Raw genomic sequence first — 20,315 nt, forward strand, 5'->3', positions numbered from 1 at the left:
TCCCTCCAAATTATCGATTGCTTTTTGTTTTAACTGTTTTAGATGTATGCGGTTCAGTATTTGCCCTGGAAGACGGGTTTGTTTCATTTGCATGCTGAACGGCTTGTCTCAGTTTTTTGCTCATCCCTTTTTGTGGCATGTTTAGAACCTCCTTTGGAAAAGCTAATGATAGCTTTCCCGAAAAGGGAGAAAACATGCTTTTACTTATTTGTTTCTAAGTTCTTGCCACATATGGTATAGTGTGACTTGGAAGCATTTACACAGGCTTCAGAAGGAATTGGAGGTAATGATTGATGAGTGTACATATTGGTGCTAAAGAAGGTCAAATTGCGGAAACGGTCCTTCTTCCGGGAGATCCGTTACGTGCAAAATATATTGCAGAAACATTCTTAGAAAATGCGGAATGCTATAACGAAGTCCGTAACATGTTCGGCTATACAGGAACCTATAAAGGCAAGCGCATTTCTGTACAGGGGACAGGCATGGGTGTTCCTTCCATATCCATTTACATTAATGAACTAATGCAGAGTTATAATGTACAAAATTTAATTCGGGTGGGAACTTGCGGTGCGATCCAAAAGGACGTAAAAGTCCGGGATGTTATTTTGGCAATGAGCTCTTCGACGGACTCCCAGATGAACAGGCTTACATTCGGCGGAGTTGATTTTGCTCCCACAGCCAACTTCGACCTGCTGAAAAAAGCATATGATGCTGGTGTAGAAAAAGGTCTTAATCTTAAAGTAGGAAATGTTTTCACAGCTGATATGTTTTATAATGATAACGCCGAACTTGAAAAATGGGCTAAATATCAAATTCTTGCCATTGAAATGGAAACAGCCGCGCTTTACACGCTTGCTGCAAAGTTTGACCGCAAGGCCTTATCTGTTCTGACAGTAAGCGATCATATCTTAACTGGCGAAGAAACAACAGCTGAAGAAAGACAAACCACTTTCAATGAAATGATTGAAGTTGCACTTGAGGCGGCTATTAAGGAATAACTCTGAAAACTGGTTCATATTTATGAGCCAGTTTTTTATTTTTATTTATGCTAAGGATTAAATTGGAACGATTCGGCGATTAATTGAATGACAAATGCAGAGATCTATGCCGTTTGTCCTGTTTTTTCCGCAGGTATGGAATAGTTGACTTGTAGTGTTAAAATAGTAATGTTGCAAAGAAATTTGAAGATAGGTGAAATGAATGAATAAGATTTTGATATTAGCTGGAGCGCTTAGCCTGTTTCTCTCTGGCTGCAGCCAACTGGATCCATATATGGATAAAGTTAAGCCGCTAATCGAAAAAGTACCTTTCCTGCAAGAAGAGAAGAGTATGGAGGAAAAACAAGATAAAGAAACATCTTTACAGGAAGAAGAGAGTAACACCAATGAGGATTCCGGGCATGCCGGCACAGAGAACAATAATGAAACTTCCACCGAAAAAGATCCTCTATCATTGGAAGCTTCGTACTTTAATGATGTTAAAGTAGTTAATGGAAAAAACGTAATCCAAAACCCCGAGAACGTTATGGTTCTTGTGAATAAACAATTTAGCCTGCCAAATGGTTATGAACCTTCGCAATTGGTTATTCCTGATGTTTCTTTTTCTTACGGAAAATTAGATTTGGAAAAAAGCTATATGCGAAAAGATGCTGCAACGGCTTTAGAAAACCTATTTAAAGAAGCCCAGGAAGCAGGAGTGGAACTGTTTGCTGTTTCAGGCTACCGCTCTTATGATCGCCAGACTCAGGTATTTGAAGCTGAGGTAAACAGAGTTGGTGAAGAGAAAGCTGTGCAGGCAGTAGCCTTTCCCGGCAGCAGTGAACACCAGACAGGCCTTACAATGGACATCTCCAGCCGAAGCGCAAATCTGGAGTTGTCTGAGAAATTCGGGGAAACAAAAGAAGGAAAGTGGATTGCAGAAAATGCTCATCGCTACGGATTCATTCTCCGGTATCCCAAAGGAAAAGAAAGCATTACTGGATACAAATATGAGCCTTGGCATTTCCGATATGTTGGCATTGATGCCGCTGCAGTCATTTACGAAAAAAAATGGACGCTAGAAGAATACTTTAATATTGTTAAGAAAATTTAGAGGCCTGATTTAAGGCCTCTTTTTAATTTCCTTTTTGTTTTTTAGCTTTTTGGCCCGTTTGAAAAAAATAAATGATTGCCAATATAAAAGGAACGGCAGGAAGAAACATTAGGTAGCGCAGGCCGTTCTCTGCCCCTGATAAGAAGAAAGCTAAGGGGAGCAGAAGGAGGCCGCTGAGTGATGCTAGCTTCCACGACTGATTCATTATTCCGGAAATAAGGCTTATAAGAGAAAGGGCAAAGCTTAGCCATAATAAAGCGGTTATCATCATGTGATCACTCCTTTAAAGAAATTCTGAAACTCTTGAGGTTTGCAGCGGGCTGTTGAAAGGGAAATGGAGATGGCTGGCGGTCCATTAGAAAAAGCTGGTTATATAACAAAATATGTTTATATTGGCAAAACAATTAATCTTTTATTTTTCTTGATATTTCCATACGGATTAAAGCGCTTGAAAAACACTTACCATTTATTGGCTTGATGCATAATCCCAAGGTCTATTATAAGAACCTGATTTAGTACTTTAGTTCAACCGATATAAAAAGCAGTTACCCCCGCATTAGGCACCATCCAAGGTGCATTTCTTCTAGAGAAGAAATCACCAAGCTGCATCATGAACTTCTGCGTTCTAAATATCAATCCTTTTATTCATTAACTATTCGTCGTTATTGCTCTTGATAACTACTTTTTTCTTGTATGAACCGCAGCATAAATCAGCCAAATGTTTATCTTAATCCTCAAATGAGGTAATAATAAAGTAAGGTCAACTGGTAAGAAGGAGGCGCTGATATTGGAAAAGGTTGCATTAAAGGTTGTGGGCATGACTTGTGGCCATTGTGAGGAAGCTGTTAAAAATGCACTAATGTCTGTTGATGGCGTGGCAAGTGTCTCAATAGCTTTCCATGAAGAACAGGTTGAAGTGGAGTATGACCCAGAAAAAGCAACTGAGAAAAATCTAATAAATGCAGTCAAAGGTCAAGGCTATGGAGTGGCCTGATATAAAAAGCGCTTAGCATTTACGCTAAGCGTTATTTTAAGTTTAAATGGGAGGAGTTTAGCTTACACCAGGAAACTAATTTAAGAAACCGGTTTCGTGCATTTTTCTTTGTTATTTTTTCGATAAAAATGTTATTCTAATCATTAAGGATTGTACATAGTAATTTTACGGTCATGAAAGTGGTGAAGAGTTTGCAAAATGAAGATTTAAACAACGGGACATCTGAAACTCCGGATAAAAACAACTCAGGTTTTATCCGCATGAAAAAGTTTCATTTTGTTATGCTGCTGTTTTTTATCGTCTTCTTATCAGCGGGCATTACTACATTTGCCCTGGCGTTTGGAGATGAAAAAGCAGTAGATGTAGGAACCAGCGAGAGACGGGAATTCGATAAGCTTTATACAGCTTATGATACGTTAAAAGCAAACTATTTCCAGGAAGTAGACCAGGAAAACCTTATCAATGGTGCAATTAACGGCATGCTTGAAGCTCTGGATGATCCATATTCGGATTATATGAATGAGGAGGAAGCGAAAAGCTTTCATCAAAGCATCTCATCCTCTTTTGAAGGAATCGGTGCAGAAATTCAGGAGCAGGAAGGCTATATTGTGATTGTTTCGCCTTTGAAAGGTTCTCCAGCAGAGAAAGCAGGACTGAGACCGAATGACAAGGTTCTGTCTGTTGATGGTAAGAGCCTGCAGGGGATGAGTTCAACAGAAGCGGTGATGCTGATCAGAGGTGAAAAAGGCACAAAGGTTGAACTTGCTATTCAGCGCCCGGGCGTGGATGAACCAATGAATATCTCTATTACACGTGATACAATCCCGCTTGAAACCGTGTATGGTGAAATGCTGGAGGATGGAATTGCTAAGGTGCAAATTACAACCTTCTCAGAAAATACTTCTAAAGAGCTTGTTGAAACTCTGAATGAGATGCAGCAGCAAGGAATGAAAGGCTTAATCCTTGATTTAAGACAAAATCCGGGCGGCCTGCTAGATCAGGCAGTCAAAATTTCAAGTCTTTTTGTTCCAGATGGTGAAATTTTATTCCAGATTGAGGACCGCAATGGCAACAGAGAAGAAGTGAAATCAACTAAGGAAGAAAATCCTAATATTCCTTTAGTGGTTGTCATCGATAAAGGAAGCGCAAGTGCATCCGAAATTTTGGCCGCAGCTGTCAATGAATCAGCAGGTGTTCCGCTTGTTGGTGAAAAATCGTTCGGGAAAGGAACTGTCCAGCGCGCACAAGACTTCTCTGATGGCTCTAACATGAAGTTTACTACAGAAAAATGGCTCACACCTGATGGCAATTGGATCCATAAAAAGGGAATAACTCCTGACCATAAAGTATCATTGCCTGAGTATGCAACATTGCCATTTATCAATCCAGATACAGAATTAAAACTTTCTTCATCTTCTAATCAGGTAAAAGCAGCACAGCAAATGCTGAAAGCTCTTGGATATGAACCTGGCAGAGAAGATGGTTTCTATGATGAAAAGACAGAGCAGGCTGTTAAAGAATTCCAGGCTGCTGAAAAACTTGAAGAAACTGGCGTGTTAGCAGGACAGTCTACAATCAAGCTGATGGAAAGACTTCGTGAGGAAATCGATAAAAATGACACACAAATTCAAAAGGCTGCTGAAATTTTAAAAGAACAAATAGGTTCCTAAACAAAAAGCTCTCCAATTTTTGGTGGCCACTGAAAATCTGTCGATTTTTTAGGTTTTCTTGAGAATCCAAACGAAAAGAGCCGATTCAATTCCATGTTTTTGGAATTAAATCGGCTCTATTTTTTTTGTGTTTTTTGCTTTTATTTTTGCACTAGTAGTTTTAGAATTCTTTTTAAATTTACTGTAAATATGGCCATGGCACCTTGAACATGCGGATGGGATCGATTGCGTTCCGGCAATTATCAAGGCAATACTTATTCTTAAGCTCTTCATAAACAAAGGTAAAGTCGACCAAATCATTAATCCGGCGCAACATATTATCCTTTGGCACGATAAGGTCATAGAGACCCATATAAGGACTTAGCTTGATTGATTGTTGCATTGACATCATTGGAACCACCCATTTCGAATAGATTATCTCCTTTATAAAACAAAGAAAGACCAAGTCCCTTAAAAAATCAGGGACTTGGCCTTTTTAATAGTTTGGTTAAGGTTACCGGTTTAACAGCACTAGGTTGATTGGAACGGAAGGTGCGAGACTCCTGCGGGAACAGCGGGACAGGTGAGACCCCGCAGGCGCTTTAGCGCTGAGGAGGCTCACCGCACGCCCCGCGGAAAGCGAAGCATCCTGGAGTGGAAATCAACCGGCCCATTTATCAAAGCTATCCTTTAAGGACTTTTTCAGTGGCCTCAATTTTAGGAGGGCTTTTTTTATGAAAACATGTATTGCTTCTATAGAAAGTGGGTATATAAAGCATTTTTCTTTCCAACAATGATACTAAACTTAATCTAAGAGCATTAACAATCAGGGGTGAATAACATGAAGAAAATTTTGATTGTATTTTTGTTTGCTGCGGCGATCCTTTCTGGATGTACTAGTTTCTTTCAAAAAGAAAACGCTAAAAAGCTTTCTGAAAATAGCCAGGCAGAAAATAAGTCTGAAAATCAGGAAGATAGGAATCCTTTTAAGCTCTCTAATGAAACCAGAAATTTTTTATTAATCGGTGTAGATAGCCGGGGAGAAGAAGATTCTCGTTCCGACGCAATCTTGCTTGCAAGGTATGAGCCTTCAGGTGATTCAATCAAATTGGTTTCTTTGATGAGGGATAGTTATGTGAAAATCCCTGATTATACATACACCTATAGCAAGCTTAACCATGCCTACTATATAGGCGGCAAGGAATTATTAAAAGAGACGATTGAACAAAACTTTGGTGTGCCAATTGATTATACTGCAGTCATTGACTTTCAAGGCTTCATAAAGATGCTGGACGCCATTGCACCAGATGGAATTGAAGTGAACGTAACCTCTGCTATGATTGAAGATATGGGGCTGGAACTTGAACCAGGGCAACAAAAGCTTAAGGGAAGCGATCTATTATCTTACGTCAGGTTTCGCCATGACGGGCAAAGTGACTTTGGAAGAGTGGACAGACAGCAGGAAATTTTAATCTTACTAAAGGACCAGGTGATGAAAGAATTCACTTCGCCAGCCGGCATTGCACGATTTCCGGATGTTGTAAGCCAGACAATGAAATATGTTGATACCGATTTAAAGCTTGACGAAGCTCTAGCCATCGGCGCCTCTTTCTTGATGAATCCTGTAACTGAAATTGAAACACTGAAGGTACCTGTTTCAGACAGTTACGAAAATAAAACTTATGAACATGCTGGAGCGGTCCTCCAAATAAACTTTGAGGAAAATACAGAAGCTCTTAAGCAATTTCTGGAGGCTGAAAAGAAATAGAGAAAGAAATAAAAAAGAGGACTAGAAAAATGGAGATGCAAATTTCCAAGCTGGATATCGTGTCTGAACAAAGATAAAGAGGAGCTTGTATGCTCCTCTTTACTTTTTTCTGCAAACCGCAATACCGATCGGATAATGTTTACCTACTCTTTTAGGTTCGATAAGAACGCTTCGCTGATAATAAAATTCCGTGTCATCGTACGGTTCAAACAATTCGATAAATTCTTCTTCAGTCAGCTGGTGAATATGGAAAGGTTCCCTTGTCGGCTTGCCTCTGCCTGCGCCGAAAGGGGTGGACAAAATAAGTATACCTCCAGGCTTAAGCATTTTAAAAAGATTATCAAGGAATGCTTCTTCAGTATCAAGATGCTCAATGGTCTCAAAGCTGGTTATAACATCAAAAAAACCTAACTCGTCAGGAAGTTTATCATCTGCGGCGTTTGCTTTAACATATTGGACGAGAGGATGGTAATGGTGGTGCCTGGCATACTTCAATGTTTCTTCATCAATATCCACAGCAATAATTTCATCAATTTCTTCCTTTTTGGATTTAGCCATAATCTTGGAGCCATAGCCCGTACCGCATGCAATATCGAGGACCCTGCCTTTTGCGTAATAGAGGGAGAAATAATAACGGGCCAAATGTTCAAGCAGCATGCCATTTGTAATAGGCAATTCCTCTGGAATAATTCTTTCTCCGGTATTTTCTAGCATTCAATACACCATCCTTTAATAAGGAGATTATAACAAATATGCCTTATGGTTTGTACGCACTCAAAAAATCATATAAAATGTCTCATTAGACAGGATAGCTATAAAGAGGTGATCCTTTGAAACAAATAGTAGAACTCCATGAACGAACTCGGGATAAAATAGCCTTTATAGAAAAAGAATGTGAAAAGCTGGCGAAAAAGCTTCATAATAAATATAAACAAGACTTCCAAATCGTAAACGAACATCTTGTTATAGATCTAGTAAGGAGCATTAAAGGAAGGAATGTCAACAATAATGATGTTTTTACAGTTGATTATGAATCTTCCCTGGAAGTTGGAATCGAAACAGAAGATGACTATTTTCCAAACGCCTATATTCCTATTTGGAAATGCAAGCAGGAGATGTTTCAATCTGTAGGATATTTAACAGATTTGAATATGGATTTGATCGAGAAAAAAATGGAAGTGATGATTGAAGAAATGCTGTCAGAACGTGAAGAAGGGGAAAAGCATGAATAAAACAGAAATTTATATATTATCCGGATTTCTCGGAAGCGGGAAAACCACACTGCTTAAACAGCTGCTGGAAGATGAAAAGCAACAAGGCAGAAAAGTAGCAGTAATGATGAACGAGCTCGGAAAAGTGTCGATTGACTCAGACACAGTAGATGAAGATGTCCCTCTGAAGGAGCTTCTTGACGGCTGCATTTGCTGTACGATTTCAGATAAGCTTGAGGCACAGCTTCAAGAGCTGCTTACAGTTGAAAAGCCGGAAGCCATTTACATTGAAACAACTGGGGCTGCGCATCCTGTTGAAGTGCTCGATAGCATCCTCTCACCCCTATTTGCAGACCGCATGGTTGTTAAGGGGATTATATCTGTAGTGGACGGCCCTCGATGGCTAAATCGCAAATCGTTGAGCCCACAGGTTCAGCAGCTGTTGATCGAACAAGTCCGTCATGCGGACTTAATATTATTAAATAAGTCAGACGCATTGACGGAAGCAGAGCAAGCTCGTCTCACCATGGAAATCCAAGCTCTGAATAGCCATGCATTTTGTATATTAACATCATATTCAAAAGTCGCTATAAAACAGGTCAGGAGCATGTCCTCGGGTGAAAAGAATAAAGCATCCAGTTCACATGTTTTCTCGGATTTAAAGTTAAGTACATATGTTTATCAGTTTCAACATCCAGTAAACCAGTCTGGCTTTGAAGACTTTCTAAGGAGCCTTCCTGATACTGTCTACAGAATTAAAGGATACTTGAAATTGGATTCATCACGTTACCCTTTTTTATTTCAATTCTCTTATGGAATGCCGTTGTATATGCAGGAAAATATCAATATGCCGCTGAACATGGTCTTTATTGGAGAAAACTTGGATTGGGACAAGATTGAACAGCAGCTTCATACACTTGAAGCTAAGACATAGAAGAGCCCTTAGTGCTGAATTTTCCTTTGTTTATCAGAAAGGCATCCGGGTATACTTTCATTAAATACGATTAAGGAGATGGTAAGAATGCCATGGACCAAAAATGATTATCCTGATGCAATGAAAAATCTCGAACCTGATGTCCGTGACAAAGCAATTGAAATTGCAAACGCATTGCTGGAAGAGGGATACGAAGATGGAAGAGCTATTCCGATTGCTATAGACAAAGCAAAAGAAACAGTTAAAAATTAATACAACCGGCCTTATGCAAAAGGCCGGTTTTTTCGTAAATGAATAAAGATTTTTTTAAAATATGCTTCTCCTAAAAATTCTGCCCTGTCACCGGAAACCTGAAAGGTCATTGAATTTGCGGGGAAGGCACTCATTATCATTTCAGCTGCTGTTAACTTAGTGCCAATTATTTTGACTATTATTTAATTCAATCGTGCCTGGTTTAGGTGCGATTTTTTACGGTTCCATGAATGAAGTTAGCAGGCTTTTGGAAAACTTCTTTATATAGTGCTGAACTGAAAAATAATAAAAAATGAGTGGAGCTAATGAAAACTTTTAAAGCAATGGTTTTGGCAGTTGTTCTCCTGTCTTCAGGCGGTTCATCGGTATTTGCAGAGGAAGAGGGGATAAGCTGGCAAATCGAAATGCTTCCCTGGGAAAAAGTAAACGGAATTCTGCCGAAATACAGCAAATTTACGGTTTTGGATGTTGAAACAGGCAAAAAATTTAAAGTCCAAAGGAGAGCAGGGAGCCATCATGCGGATGTGCAGCCATTAACTGCCAAGGAAACGAAGATTATGAAAAGCATTTATGGAGGGAAGTGGAGCTGGAAAAGGCGCGCTATTATCGTTATCCATGGTGACCGATGGATTGCTGCTTCCATGCATGGCATGCCTCATGGAGGCGGCGCATTAAAAAATAACTTTCCCGGCCACTTTTGTATACACTTTTATGGCAGTACAACACACCGTACGAATTTTATGGACTTATCTCATAAATTGATGATATTAAAAGCAGCCGGCAAGCTTGAAGACTATCTGAATGGGGCAAATCCTTATGATGTAATAAGTGCATTTGTTGCAGGATTGAAGCAGCAAGATCCCAAGATAGTAAGGGCTATATCCCTTCAAACATTGAATTGGAACAAATTGATGCCAAAAATAGCGAATGTAAGACTAAGCGCAATGCCAGTTTTACCTGCTGAAGACTTAGCAGAAGAAGTAAGCCTCGAAATACCGGTGGAAATAGATTGGTTTATAAAAGATCAGGGGAGGAAGCATTTTAGAGGAAGCATTTACTTGGTCCGTTTCTCCCCGGCAGACTCATGGAAGGTGGATAACGATCGGTTTCTGCAGGATAATGGTTTCATCTCAAAGAAATAAAAGCTCGGGAAAAATCTCGAGCTTTTATTTTTTACTATTCAAGGAGACCAGCATTTTTCCTATAGCTTTTCACCAAATTTAACAAATGTACGTTCATCCTCTACAAGTCCGCATGCAGCACATTGTACTCTTTTTTCAGGGCCTTTATATGGCATGTGAAAAGGGGACAGCTGTTCACTGCTATACTCCTCGAGCACCTGCCCTGTCTGAGGATCCATCTTGATCGATTGTGGAACCTGCTGAATAATATTAAAACGGCTTCTGTTCGTCTTGCAGTTTGGGCACCGATATGGTGAACTCATATAATCATTCTCCTTTCTAGCATATTAGCTATATTTTTTGCATTTGCAAATTTATTTATGTAAAAATACATCTATAGAATATTAATTTTCCTGAATTGGAAGGATGTGCATAGAGTGGAGCCGAACTTTGCTCATTTACTTAATGAATATAGAAAACTCTGGAATAATCGAAAGCTTGCCGGAGATGAAGATGCAGAAGCCGTTTTAAAAGAAGCAATCGAAAGAGAGCTAAAGGATGAAAATTCCCATCCGAGAGTCCGTAAACCGCTTTATGAAAAGTTTTTCCTTGCTGTGAAAAGAGTGACAGGCTCAAATTTGGATCCCGCTGACAAAAATGTCCTCATCCAATTACATATTGATAAGCTTGAAGGTTTGAAATAGGAAGTGTCAGCTTCCTATTTTTTTGTAAGCTAGAATTTCTTTCAATTTTATTGCCGTATGGTTCTTGCCAAAACTTTGGCAAACGCCATAATCATTCGCTTTTCTTCAAGATTCAAAGTCCCTTCACATTTAGCACACAAAATTAATGTATGATGGAGTTAAGATTGTCTTAAGGAGAAAATGGTATGTTTAAAAAATTTTGGTTTTTCGCAGTGATTTTGATAACCCTCCTTCTTTCTTCTTGTACAGAAAAAATACAGCCCTCAATACCGGAGGATCTTTCTTTTGCCGCAACTGTCAATGTAAAGGATATGACAATTTCGTTTGTGGACTTAAAGAAACTAGTTCTTGCAGAGGAATGGAAAATGGAAAAGCCTTATACAGGTGCACTTATCCTGCCTGATCGGGATACGATCCTCTTTTACGGGAATCAGCTGGAAACTGCTGATTTATATTCTTTAAAAGAAGGAAAAAAGATAGGCAGCTGGGAAACGGGAACCGGTATTGTAAACGGAATTTTGCTGGATAACATGACAGAAGTCGCTCTGGTTGACCAGGACCTGAACAAAATACGCTTTTTTGATATAAAAGGGAAAGAACTCAAACAGATCGATACTGAAAGCGATCCGCTTACAATCTTGGAGTCAAAGAAAGCCAAAAAGCTATTTGCGCTAAGCTTTAATAATGAAAAACTGGCTGTGATCGACCTTCAAACAAAAGAGAAAACAGATGAATTTGTCATCCATCCTTCTGCTGCCGGCGCTTGGCTAAATGAAGAAAGTAATGAAATATGGATTGGCGGCCATGGAGAAGGTATTGAAATTGAACAAGATATTCATATCTATGATACGGAGACAGGAGAGATAAAGAAGACGATCCCGGCCCCGTCCATGCCAATTAATTTTCTTGAAAAAGATAACCACGTATATGTTTTAAGCCATGGGTCAAACATGTTATATAAACTAAAAGAATCAGGTGAGCTGGATGCCTCTGTTTCCATCGCTGCCAATCCTTTTGAAATGGCTTTTACCGAAGGGAAATTATTGGTTGCCGGCTATGACAGCAACGATGTCCATATCTTGGATCCTGAAAATTTAAAATCGCTGAAAACGATAAAGGTTGGGGAAGGACCCTTCAAAATTGTTTTAAGGGAGAGAATGAAATGAGCATGCTGAACATCCTAATTATTGATGATGAAGCAGATATGCGGCACCTAATTGAAATGTACCTGGGGAATTCCGGGTTTCAATGCTATGCTGCAGCAAACGGAAGTGAAGGGTTTAAAATTCTTGAAAATAGATCGATCGATTTAATCATTCTCGATATTATGATGCCAGAGGAAGATGGATTTGAGGTCTGCTTAAGAATCAGGGAGAAATCCGATATACCAATTATTTTTCTTTCGGCAAAAGGAGAGGAATGGGATAAAGTAAAAGCCCTTCAACTCGGGGGAGATGATTATATTGTTAAACCCTTCAGCCCTGGAGAACTCATTGCCAGAATGAATGCGGTACTCCGGAGAACAGGCGGAGTGAAGGTTGATACAGGTTCACTGCAAATTGGAAAAATTACAGTTGAAAAGAAGGCAAGGAAAGTATCTGTAGAGGGAAAGAATATTGCACTAACTCTGAAAGAATTCGAACTTCTCCTGTTTTTTATCGAACATAAAAACCATGCATTAAGCAGAGAGCAGTTGCTTGAGCGGGTATGGGGGATGGATTATACAGGCAGTTTGAGAACGGTTGATACACATATAAAAACATTAAGAATGAAATTGGGTGTTGGCGACTATATCCAGACTGTTTGGGGAGTGGGCTATAAATTTGAGGTGCCAGGTGAATGAGGTTTTTGACTAATAGTCTGGCCAAAAAAATGTGGCTGACTGTAACAGCTGCTATTTTAATTACAATCCTTTATTCCTACTTTTTATCTTATCTTTTTTATGAAAAAATTTATGTGGAAAATGTCGAGAATTCCCTGTTGGCTGAAGGAAAACGTCTGGCAATGGAGTATGGTGGCGGTCCATTGGAAGATGATCTCCGGGAGAAAATTGACTGGTATAATTCCAAATCGGAAACAGAAATTTTTATCGTCAGCAACCCTAGGGAGCTAAGTGCCTGTTTGCCTTTTGAAATAGATTATCAGACTTTGATAGGACAGGCTGAGCGGGAAGAACTCCTTAAAGGCAATGCTGTACAAAAATTGGGCTATGAAGAAAGGTTCGACCGTAAAATCATGGGTGTGATCATCCCGCTGCTGGATGAAGATAGGCTTCAGGGCATCATTTATTTATATTTGCCTCTTGCAAAAATTTCCGAAATCACCCAAGGTTTTGCTTATCTCTGGTTCATTGCAGCTACTATTTTTACAGTAGTCAGTATTGTTTTTGGAACCATGCTCATCAAAAAACTGACCAAACCGCTGCTGGATATGAAGAATGCTGCTGAGCATGTATCCCAGGGACAATATGGTGTGCATTTGGCCATTGATTCTAAAGATGAGATCGGTCAGCTGGCGTATGCATTTAACCATATGTCTTCTTCTATACAAAAAGAGGACGAACGGAAAAGAGACTTTCTGGCAAATGTCTCACATGAGCTCAGAACACCTATAAGTTATGTTAAAGGCTATAGTGATGCCCTTATGTCTGACATGGTCCAATCAGATGAAGAAAGAAACAATTATTTAAGGCTCATTCATAGAGAGGCGGGAAGAATGGAGCGACTCGTTGGGGATTTGCTTGATTTATCCAAACTTGAATCAGATGAATACAAACTGGAGAAAATGCCTCTGCCGCTGGCACAGCTTATAGAAGATGCTATAGAAAAATACGAACCTTTTATTCAGGAAAAAGGGCTTGAGCTTCAATATGATTTAGACCCGGACATTATTATTAACGGAGATGAAGGCAGAATTGAGCAGGTAATCCAAAATATTATGGATAACTCACTTCGTTACACAGAAAAAGGGGAAATAAGCATCCGGTTATTTCGAATGAAAGAAAAATGCTGGATCGAAATAGAAGACACCGGGATAGGTATTCCTGAAGGACACTTAAACAAAATTAAGCAAAGATTTTATAGAGTGAATAAAGGGCGTACTAGATCAGATGGAGGTACCGGGCTTGGACTTGCTATCGCAGAAAAGCTTGTGAAACTCCATCAAGGTGATTTAATCGTATTAAGTGAAGTTAATAAGGGAACAACGGTGAGGATTATTCTTCCTGTCCTTGCATTGGAATAGATAGATCAACTAACTGATATATTAAAGGAGATATATAATGAACAGAATAAAACATATTATTCTTCCTATGCTATTGCTGGTCTTTGGCTTATCAGCATGCGGAGATAATAACGCTGTTGAGGAAGAGCCACAATTTCTTGAAGTAGAATTATCTATCAACCCGGAGAAAGCAGAAGTAAATGAACCGGTAGTTTTTGAAGCAAAGGTTACTTATGGAGAGGAAGAAGTGACAGATGCAGATGAAGTAAAGTTTGAAATCTGGAGAGCAAATGATGAAGAGCATGAGAAAATTCTTGTTGAACACGCTGAAAAAGGGATCTACCGTTTGGAAAAAAGCTTTGCAGTAGAGGGAACCTACTATATATACTCCCATGTAACTGCACGGAGAATGCATAATATGCCTAAAAAAGAGTTTATCATTGGGCAGCCTAGTGAACCTGAAGAAGATTCCTCAGGTTCTGAAATGAAAGATAAGGAAGGTTCCGAAGACACGGAAGAACATAGCAGCCACTAAAAAAGCAGCCAATGGCTGTTTTTTTCTATTTTTGCTCAGGTTTTTATCCATCATAGGCACTATTACCCATATTTTCATAAAAAACCTATCATTTTTGTTACATCGCTGTAATATACGTAAAGATACCGGTCCATCTAAAAACCTGTCAACAGCAATGTTTTAGTATATAACTGGCATTGATTTGGGAGGTTTTCCACTATAGTAAAAAACACCCATTCATAATAGTACCCGTTTTTATAAGTCCATAAACCTTTTAATATAGGGATTTACTATTTTTTTTATGATTTTTACAGTCTACTAATTTTCTAAAAAGGGAGCTTTTTTTGCACAATTGTAAAATCGAACCAAAAATATTACGAAAAACCCTGTGATATGATTATGTTGCAAGTCACACAGCAACAACAACAAAGAAAACAAACAACAGGGAGGATTTTAATAGATGAATAAAAAAGTAATTTTTTCAGTAGCAGCGGCAGCAGCATTACTAGTATCTACTCCAGGAGTTAATAAGGCAGACGCAGCTTCAAATTGTCCTACTCCTGAACAAGCAAAAATAGTTCAATCACAAGCTGGCAATCTAAGCCAGGAACAAATCAATAGTATTCTTCAAAAATATATGAAAAACTTCAATATTAATTGGGGAAATGTTCAAGTAAATAAACAAGAAGTACAACAGCCGAAAGCTCCAGTACAAGAGCCGAAAGCTCCAGTACAAGAGCCAGCTAAAGCTCAGGAACCTGCAAAAGCACCAGCTCAACAGCCTGCACAACAGCAGCAAGCACCTGCTGAGCAGCCAAAAGCAGCAGCACCGGCTACTTCTGAAGTAAGTGCATTTGAACAAAAAGTATTCGAATTAACAAACCAGGAACGCGCAAAAGCAGGCGTACCAGCACTTAAACTAGATGTTGAATTAAGCAAAGTAGCACGAGAAAAATCTCGTGATATGAATGCTAAAAACTACTTCAGCCATACAAGCCCAACTTACGGTTCACCATTTGATATGATGAAGCAATTTGGCATCTCTTACCGTACTGCTGGTGAAAACATTGCAATGGGTCAGCGTTCACCTGAAGAAGTTGTAAATGCATGGATGAACAGTGAAGGCCACCGTAAAAACATTATGAATGCAAGCTTCACACATCTTGGTGTAGGACATGTTGCAGACGGCAACTACTGGACACAAATGTTCATTGGAAAATAATATATGATTTTTTCAAAAGGGCAGCCTGACAAGGCTGCCCTTTTTTATATTTTATTTGCTGTAACTATATATTATACTTGTTTATTTAATGTATGTATTTACTTCGCGAAAGGAACATTATTTAAAAGACATTACATCAGAAATGACAGGTGATTTTAAGTGGAAATACGCAAAGGTACAGAACAGGACCTGGGAAAAATTATGAATATTGTTAAACAAACAGTTGATATCATGGAATCTGAGGATAATGACCAATGGAATCGCACATACCCACAGGATCAGGATTTTTTAACTGATATTAAAGCAGGAACATTATATACTGCTGTCCTGAATGGAAGTGTCACTGGTTCCATTACAGTTGATCAAGTTCAAGCTGAAGAATATAGAGGTGCCGGGTGGAGAAAAGATGCGCCATGCTATGTATTCCACCGCCTTGCAGTGGATCCTGAAATCAGGGGAGAGGGAATTGCCAGCAAGCTTATTAAATTTGCTGAAAGTTATGCTGTAGGCCAAGGTGTTACATACATGAGAACGGACACATACTCACTAAATAAAAAGGCACAAAGCTTGTTTGAAAAAAACGGATATACAAGAGTTGGCACGATATTCATGGACAGAGACAATCCGTTTTATTGCTATGATAAAATTTTAGTTTAACTCTTTCCATCATTCTTCATATAAATAGGCACCTTTTCATCCCCATTATCTTCAATTGGAAGGATGATCGATAGAATTCCATGGCTGAAGGAGGTTTCGATACTGTTTTTATCAATGGGCAGAGGAATCGTCAGTTTCTTTTCAAAAGTTCTGCTCGGCCTTTCCTTTAAAAAATAACGAAAATGATTCTGAAATGAACTGCACTTTCCTTTAATAACAAGGTCATGGTGTATAAGGGATACCTTTATATCGTCTTTCTCCAGTCCAGGAACCTCTGCTTCAATAATAATCCTTCCGTCGGCTTCGTACATATCACAGCGGGGATAAACTTCTCGGGTGGAAAGGAAAGCATTGATTTTTCCTTGTTCAAGACCGGAAATAGATCGTTTTTTGTTTAAGTCCGAACTTTCCTGCGCCCAAAACCCCTTCCAAAAGTCTAGATCTTGATACTGGGAAGACAATTTAATCAATTCTGTCCATTTTTGCATATCCATGATCGGTCTCCTTCCTTAACACAGAAGTTAAAGGATTTCAGTTACATCTATTTCCGAATATTGCATATCCACATTTTTCGGTATCTTAATCTCCAAAAATCCGTCCTTGAAGTGTGCAGTTGAACCTTTTCTTTTTACTATAGCAGGGAGGGTAATAATATGCTTATCATCCTTCTCAGGTATATGTTCAATAATCATTTGATTTGAGGTGTGATAAAGCTTCATATCTTTGAGCCAATTTTCCTTTTTAATGGGCACTCTAACATATACATAATCATGGGTCTCAAAGACAGAGGAATCCAAAACTGAGGGATTCGGCTGTTTTTGACCTGCTGCCGCTGTATTGAATCCTTTCATAAAGTCCGGGGTGCCGGACATTCCTTGCGTATTTGGAGGGAACATTTGCCCCATGATATTTTGGACATATTTATCTATCTCTTCCGGCTTCATCTGTTGCATAAGATTTTTCATATCTTTATTAAATGGAAAAAGATTCCACGGGAACATCCTTCTCATCCTTTCCTTGCAATACTGCTGACAAGGCTCAGCCAGGCATTTAAAGTCCTTTTATACTATGCTGAAAAGAGCCTATCCGTTAAGGATTTTCACTGTAAAAGCTTGCCTGCCCTTAAATATTTGGCTCTGTTAAATTTGCCTGTTGATTTCAGCACGAAGCACTCCCTTTCCGCGGGCGGTCCAACGCTCCCTGCGGGGTCTCCCTTTGATCCGCACTCCCGCAGAACTTTGAATAAGCTTCCTTGAATTAACACCGCACGAAGGAAATTGCGAATGCATTTTCGCGGGATTAGTGCCTTCCGCTCTAATCAACAGGGTGTTAAAAAACAACAATAAGTTATAACAGAGCCAAATATTTAAATGGAAGGAAGAAAAAACTTCTTATTATTTGCATAAATACAGCGTAGTTACTAGTATATTGTTAATGGCTTATATAAATTTTTAAAAAATTGAGGGGTAATTTTGTGAGAGATAAAGCAGCTTTAATCACGGGAGGAGCAACAGGGATCGGTAAAAGAACGGCGATTGCGCTCGCTCAAAATGGTGTCCATCTGGTGATCAATTACCGTAGCAGTCAAAAGGAAGCTGTTTCATTGTGCAAGGAACTGACCGATAAGTATAGAACGAGAAATATAGCTATTCAAGGAGATATTACCATATCCTCGGATTGTGAAAAGATGGCTGAGGCTGCACTTAGCGAGTTTCCTGCAATTGACATTTTAATACATAATGCAGGCCCATACGTTCACGAACGGAAAGAGATGGCAGATTATACATTTGAACAATGGAATTACCTTATTAATGGAAACCTGAATGCAGTTTTTTATTTATCAAAGCTGCTTCTTCCGAAGATGAGGGAAAACAAGTGGGGACGGATTGTTACCATCGGTTTTGATAGGGTTGAAGCAGCCTCAGGCTGGATTTATCGCTCTGCTTTTGCGGCTGCCAAAACAGGTGCAGCTTCATTGACAAAATCAATTGCGCTTGAGGAAGCTCGAAATGGAATAACCGCAAATATGGTGTGTCCCGGCGATATTGTAGGAGATTGGAAGGAAAAAACCATTGAAGATACCCATCAAGCTGAAGACAGCTCCTCACCTGTGGGCAGGCCCGGAACAGGTGAAGATATCGCAAGGGTAATCAGTTTTCTGGCCGATGAAAAATCAGGTTTCATTACAGGCAGCATCATCCCTGTTACAGGCGGGAAAGACGTTTTGGGAAAAATATTTCAGGAATAACAAAAGCCATCGCTAAAACACGATGGCTTTTGTTTTCTTTTTGGCTATGTTAAGGCTTGGTACCATGTGGTTGGAACGGAAGACCGAGATTCTTGAAAATCATTCGTATTTCCTTCGTGAGGTAAAAATTCAAGGATGCTAATTTAACGTCGAGCGAGAGAAGCGTGTCAAAGGGAGCCCCCCATTGGCGCTGGGCGCGAAGGAAGTTCCTAGACCGCCTGTCATTCGCTGACTGTCTGGAGTGGAAATCAACTGTTAACAGAACCTTCCTTTTAAGAATTTTTCTGCAATCCGGCAGGAAATTTACTTTTTTGAATATAAATTAGGCGGGTTGTTAAGGTGATTGCACCTGCAGCCAGTCCAGTAATTAAACCGATCCAATAGCCATATGCTCCCCAGCTTGTATAATTGGCAAGATAATAGCCGAAAGGAAGCCCGATCACCCAGTAGGAAATAAGCGACATAATAAAGGTGACATTAACATCCTTGTAACCGCGCAATGCCCCTTGGACTGGTGCCTGAATGGCATCGGAAAGCTGGAAGAACATCGCATATATCAGGAAATTTGCCGTCAGTTCTAAGACATTAGTATCTTTTGTATAGATGGAGGCCACTTCTTCCGGAAAAAGCAGAAGGATTGCAGCGCATACCAATGCCATTAAAACAGCTATGATTACCCCGATCCAGCTGTACTCTTTCGCATCCCCATACCTTGCAGCCCCGACTTCAAAACCTACTACAATCGTTAAAGCCATTGAGATGCTAAGTGGAATCATATAAAGCAAAGAAGCAAAATTCAGTGCAATTTGATGGGCGGCAATTACCTTTGTTTCAAAATTGCTCATGAATAGAGTAACGGCAGAAAATATGCTCGTTTCGAAAAAGATCGATAAACCAATAGGGATGCCGATCAATAGAATTTCTTTCCATTTTGCCAAAGAAACTGCATAAAGCTTTCGGAATACTCCATAAGATGAAAAAGGAGTATGTTTGTGAATAATATAAAATGAGATAATGGTAATAAGCCAATAGGTAATGGCAGAAGCAAAGCCAGCTCCAGCGCCGCCCAATTCTGGAAAGCCAAACTTTCCGTAAATGAATAAATAATTAAAAACCACGTTGATAGGCAGGGATATGAGTGTGATAATCATGCTTACCCGTGTCTTTCCGAGAGCATCGATAAAAGATCTTAACACATTGTAAGCAAATAGGGGAATCAATCCAATGCTTAAAGCTGCCAGGTAATCAAATGCAGTTTCGTGTACCCGGCTTTCCAGACTCATCCCGCTTAAAATGGGCGTTAGAGAAAATGTACCTGCTGCAAAAACAATGAGGCCCATAATAACTGACAAATAGACACCCTGTATGACGGAAAAAGCAACATCACCCTGTTTCTTCGCCCCAACCAAATGCGAAACGATCGGTGTAACAGCCAGAAGGATACCGCTCAGCCCAGTAAAAACAGGAACCCAAAGGGAAGAGCCAATAGCTACTCCTGCCAGATCATCTGAACTGTAACGTCCCGTCATCAAAGTATCAATAAAAGTCATTGAATAGATGGCAAGCTGTGTAATAAGAATAGGAATTAAAATAAATAAAAGCTGTCGCAGTTTGTCTTTTTTGTTGTATGTCTGATTCATGAAATTTCCTCTTTCTGTGAAGTGACGAAAGAATTATAACATAGAAAGGGGAAGCAGGCTTGTTTTTATCTATATGGGATTAATTAGT

The 20,315-nt window shown here is 39.4% G+C and carries 22 protein-coding genes and 2 pseudogenes; 17 read left to right on the top strand and 7 right to left on the bottom strand.

Annotated elements, in window-relative coordinates:
• Window positions 1–10: 10 nt before the first annotated feature.
• Window positions 11–139 carry a hypothetical protein gene (locus AC3ZVC_RS12930; protein ID WP_009332576.1) on the bottom strand — a complete coding sequence of 43 codons (129 nt, stop codon included), beginning with the start codon at window positions 137–139 and terminating at the stop codon, window positions 11–13.
• Window positions 140–293: 154 nt separating this feature from the next.
• Between AC3ZVC_RS12930 and deoD the strand changes: the two genes are divergently transcribed.
• The 4 genes from deoD (at window position 294) to AC3ZVC_RS12950 (ending at window position 4,755) form a co-directional block, all read left to right on the top strand.
• A complete protein-coding gene (deoD, locus tag AC3ZVC_RS12935; protein WP_490063666.1) occupies window positions 294–998 on the top strand; it encodes a purine-nucleoside phosphorylase in 705 nt (234 codons plus the stop codon).
• Between the two features lie 202 nt (window positions 999–1,200).
• Window positions 1,201–2,091 (top strand): M15 family metallopeptidase, encoded by an 891-nt coding sequence (locus AC3ZVC_RS12940; protein WP_490063667.1) that lies wholly within the window; start codon window positions 1,201–1,203, stop codon window positions 2,089–2,091.
• A gap of 787 nt (window positions 2,092–2,878) precedes the next feature.
• Complete coding sequence (locus AC3ZVC_RS12945) at window positions 2,879–3,085, top strand: heavy-metal-associated domain-containing protein (protein WP_490063668.1); 207 nt, start codon at window positions 2,879–2,881, stop codon at window positions 3,083–3,085.
• A gap of 191 nt (window positions 3,086–3,276) precedes the next feature.
• A complete protein-coding gene (locus AC3ZVC_RS12950) occupies window positions 3,277–4,755 on the top strand; it encodes a lmo1851 family serine protease (protein ID WP_490063669.1) in 1,479 nt (492 codons plus the stop codon).
• Window positions 4,756–4,957: 202 nt separating this feature from the next.
• On the opposite strand, the pseudogene AC3ZVC_RS12955 reads toward AC3ZVC_RS12950, so the two are convergent.
• Window positions 4,958–5,146 (bottom strand): annotated as a pseudogene (locus AC3ZVC_RS12955) (transposase); the annotation flags it as partial.
• Window positions 5,147–5,575: 429 nt separating this feature from the next.
• Between AC3ZVC_RS12955 and AC3ZVC_RS12960 the strand changes: the two are divergent.
• Entirely contained in the window at window positions 5,576–6,502 is a 927-nt protein-coding gene (locus AC3ZVC_RS12960; RefSeq protein WP_490063670.1) for an LCP family protein, read from the top strand.
• 99 nt (window positions 6,503–6,601) lie between these two features.
• Here AC3ZVC_RS12960 and AC3ZVC_RS12965 read toward each other — a convergent pair whose 3' ends face one another.
• Entirely contained in the window at window positions 6,602–7,216 is a 615-nt protein-coding gene (locus AC3ZVC_RS12965) for a class I SAM-dependent methyltransferase (protein ID WP_490063671.1), read from the bottom strand.
• A 116-nt stretch (window positions 7,217–7,332) separates the two neighbouring features.
• Between AC3ZVC_RS12965 and AC3ZVC_RS12970 the strand changes: the two genes are divergently transcribed.
• The 4 genes and pseudogenes from AC3ZVC_RS12970 (at window position 7,333) to AC3ZVC_RS12985 (ending at window position 10,041) form a co-directional block, all read left to right on the top strand.
• The gene (locus AC3ZVC_RS12970; RefSeq protein WP_490063672.1) at window positions 7,333–7,734 is read left to right on the top strand and encodes a hypothetical protein; all 402 of its coding nucleotides are present in this window, start codon (window positions 7,333–7,335) and stop codon (window positions 7,732–7,734) included.
• Window positions 7,727–8,647, top strand: a complete 921-nt coding sequence (locus AC3ZVC_RS12975) for a CobW family GTP-binding protein (protein ID WP_490063673.1) — start codon at window positions 7,727–7,729, stop codon at window positions 8,645–8,647. Before AC3ZVC_RS12970 ends, AC3ZVC_RS12975 begins: the two co-directional genes overlap by 8 nt.
• An 87-nt stretch (window positions 8,648–8,734) precedes the next feature.
• Window positions 8,735–8,896: pseudogene (locus AC3ZVC_RS12980) on the top strand (DUF2188 domain-containing protein); the annotation flags it as partial.
• A gap of 308 nt (window positions 8,897–9,204) precedes the next feature.
• Window positions 9,205–10,041 carry a hypothetical protein gene (locus tag AC3ZVC_RS12985; protein ID WP_490063674.1) on the top strand — a complete coding sequence of 279 codons (837 nt, stop codon included), beginning with the start codon at window positions 9,205–9,207 and terminating at the stop codon, window positions 10,039–10,041.
• A gap of 59 nt (window positions 10,042–10,100) precedes the next feature.
• Here the strand turns inward: AC3ZVC_RS12985 and AC3ZVC_RS12990 are convergent, their stop codons facing one another.
• Complete coding sequence (locus AC3ZVC_RS12990) at window positions 10,101–10,343, bottom strand: DNA alkylation repair protein (RefSeq protein WP_214729017.1); 243 nt, start codon at window positions 10,341–10,343, stop codon at window positions 10,101–10,103.
• A 114-nt stretch (window positions 10,344–10,457) separates the two neighbouring features.
• Between AC3ZVC_RS12990 and AC3ZVC_RS12995 the strand changes: the two genes are divergently transcribed.
• From AC3ZVC_RS12995 to AC3ZVC_RS13025, 7 genes are all read left to right on the top strand, one after another.
• Window positions 10,458–10,724, top strand: coding sequence for a hypothetical protein (locus AC3ZVC_RS12995; protein WP_490063675.1), 267 nt, complete (start codon window positions 10,458–10,460; stop codon window positions 10,722–10,724).
• A gap of 185 nt (window positions 10,725–10,909) precedes the next feature.
• A complete protein-coding gene (locus tag AC3ZVC_RS13000) occupies window positions 10,910–11,890 on the top strand; it encodes a YncE family protein (RefSeq protein WP_490063676.1) in 981 nt (326 codons plus the stop codon).
• Window positions 11,887–12,567, top strand: a complete 681-nt coding sequence (locus tag AC3ZVC_RS13005) for a response regulator transcription factor (protein WP_490063677.1) — start codon at window positions 11,887–11,889, stop codon at window positions 12,565–12,567. Before AC3ZVC_RS13000 ends, AC3ZVC_RS13005 begins: the two co-directional genes overlap by 4 nt.
• Window positions 12,564–13,967 (top strand): sensor histidine kinase, encoded by a 1,404-nt coding sequence (locus tag AC3ZVC_RS13010; protein WP_490063678.1) that lies wholly within the window; start codon window positions 12,564–12,566, stop codon window positions 13,965–13,967. The genes AC3ZVC_RS13005 and AC3ZVC_RS13010 overlap by 4 nt, the downstream gene beginning before the upstream one ends.
• A 37-nt stretch (window positions 13,968–14,004) precedes the next feature.
• Window positions 14,005–14,481: a FixH family protein gene (locus AC3ZVC_RS13015; RefSeq protein ID WP_490063679.1), complete on the top strand. Its 477-nt coding sequence runs from the start codon at window positions 14,005–14,007 to the stop codon at window positions 14,479–14,481.
• 439 nt (window positions 14,482–14,920) lie between these two features.
• On the top strand, window positions 14,921–15,682 hold the full coding sequence (locus AC3ZVC_RS13020; protein ID WP_490063680.1) for a CAP domain-containing protein: 762 nt from the start codon (window positions 14,921–14,923) through the stop codon (window positions 15,680–15,682).
• Between the two features lie 159 nt (window positions 15,683–15,841).
• Complete coding sequence (locus tag AC3ZVC_RS13025) at window positions 15,842–16,339, top strand: GNAT family N-acetyltransferase (protein WP_490063681.1); 498 nt, start codon at window positions 15,842–15,844, stop codon at window positions 16,337–16,339.
• Here AC3ZVC_RS13025 and AC3ZVC_RS13030 read toward each other — a convergent pair.
• Together AC3ZVC_RS13030 and AC3ZVC_RS13035 are read right to left on the bottom strand one after the other, a co-directional pair.
• On the bottom strand, window positions 16,336–16,833 hold the full coding sequence (locus tag AC3ZVC_RS13030; RefSeq protein ID WP_490063682.1) for an Hsp20/alpha crystallin family protein: 498 nt from the start codon (window positions 16,831–16,833) through the stop codon (window positions 16,336–16,338). The genes AC3ZVC_RS13025 and AC3ZVC_RS13030 overlap by 4 nt on opposite strands.
• A gap of 27 nt (window positions 16,834–16,860) precedes the next feature.
• Window positions 16,861–17,340 (bottom strand): Hsp20/alpha crystallin family protein, encoded by a 480-nt coding sequence (locus tag AC3ZVC_RS13035; protein WP_490063683.1) that lies wholly within the window; start codon window positions 17,338–17,340, stop codon window positions 16,861–16,863.
• 473 nt (window positions 17,341–17,813) lie between these two features.
• Between AC3ZVC_RS13035 and AC3ZVC_RS13040 the strand changes: the two genes are divergently transcribed.
• Window positions 17,814–18,587, top strand: coding sequence for an SDR family oxidoreductase (locus tag AC3ZVC_RS13040; protein ID WP_490063684.1), 774 nt, complete (start codon window positions 17,814–17,816; stop codon window positions 18,585–18,587).
• A gap of 272 nt (window positions 18,588–18,859) precedes the next feature.
• On the opposite strand, the gene AC3ZVC_RS13045 is transcribed toward AC3ZVC_RS13040, so the two are convergent.
• Window positions 18,860–20,227, bottom strand: a complete 1,368-nt coding sequence (locus AC3ZVC_RS13045) for an MATE family efflux transporter (RefSeq protein WP_490063685.1) — start codon at window positions 20,225–20,227, stop codon at window positions 18,860–18,862.
• Window positions 20,228–20,315: the final 88 nt, after the last annotated feature.

Source organism: Cytobacillus sp. C11.1 (assembly GCF_058145115.1).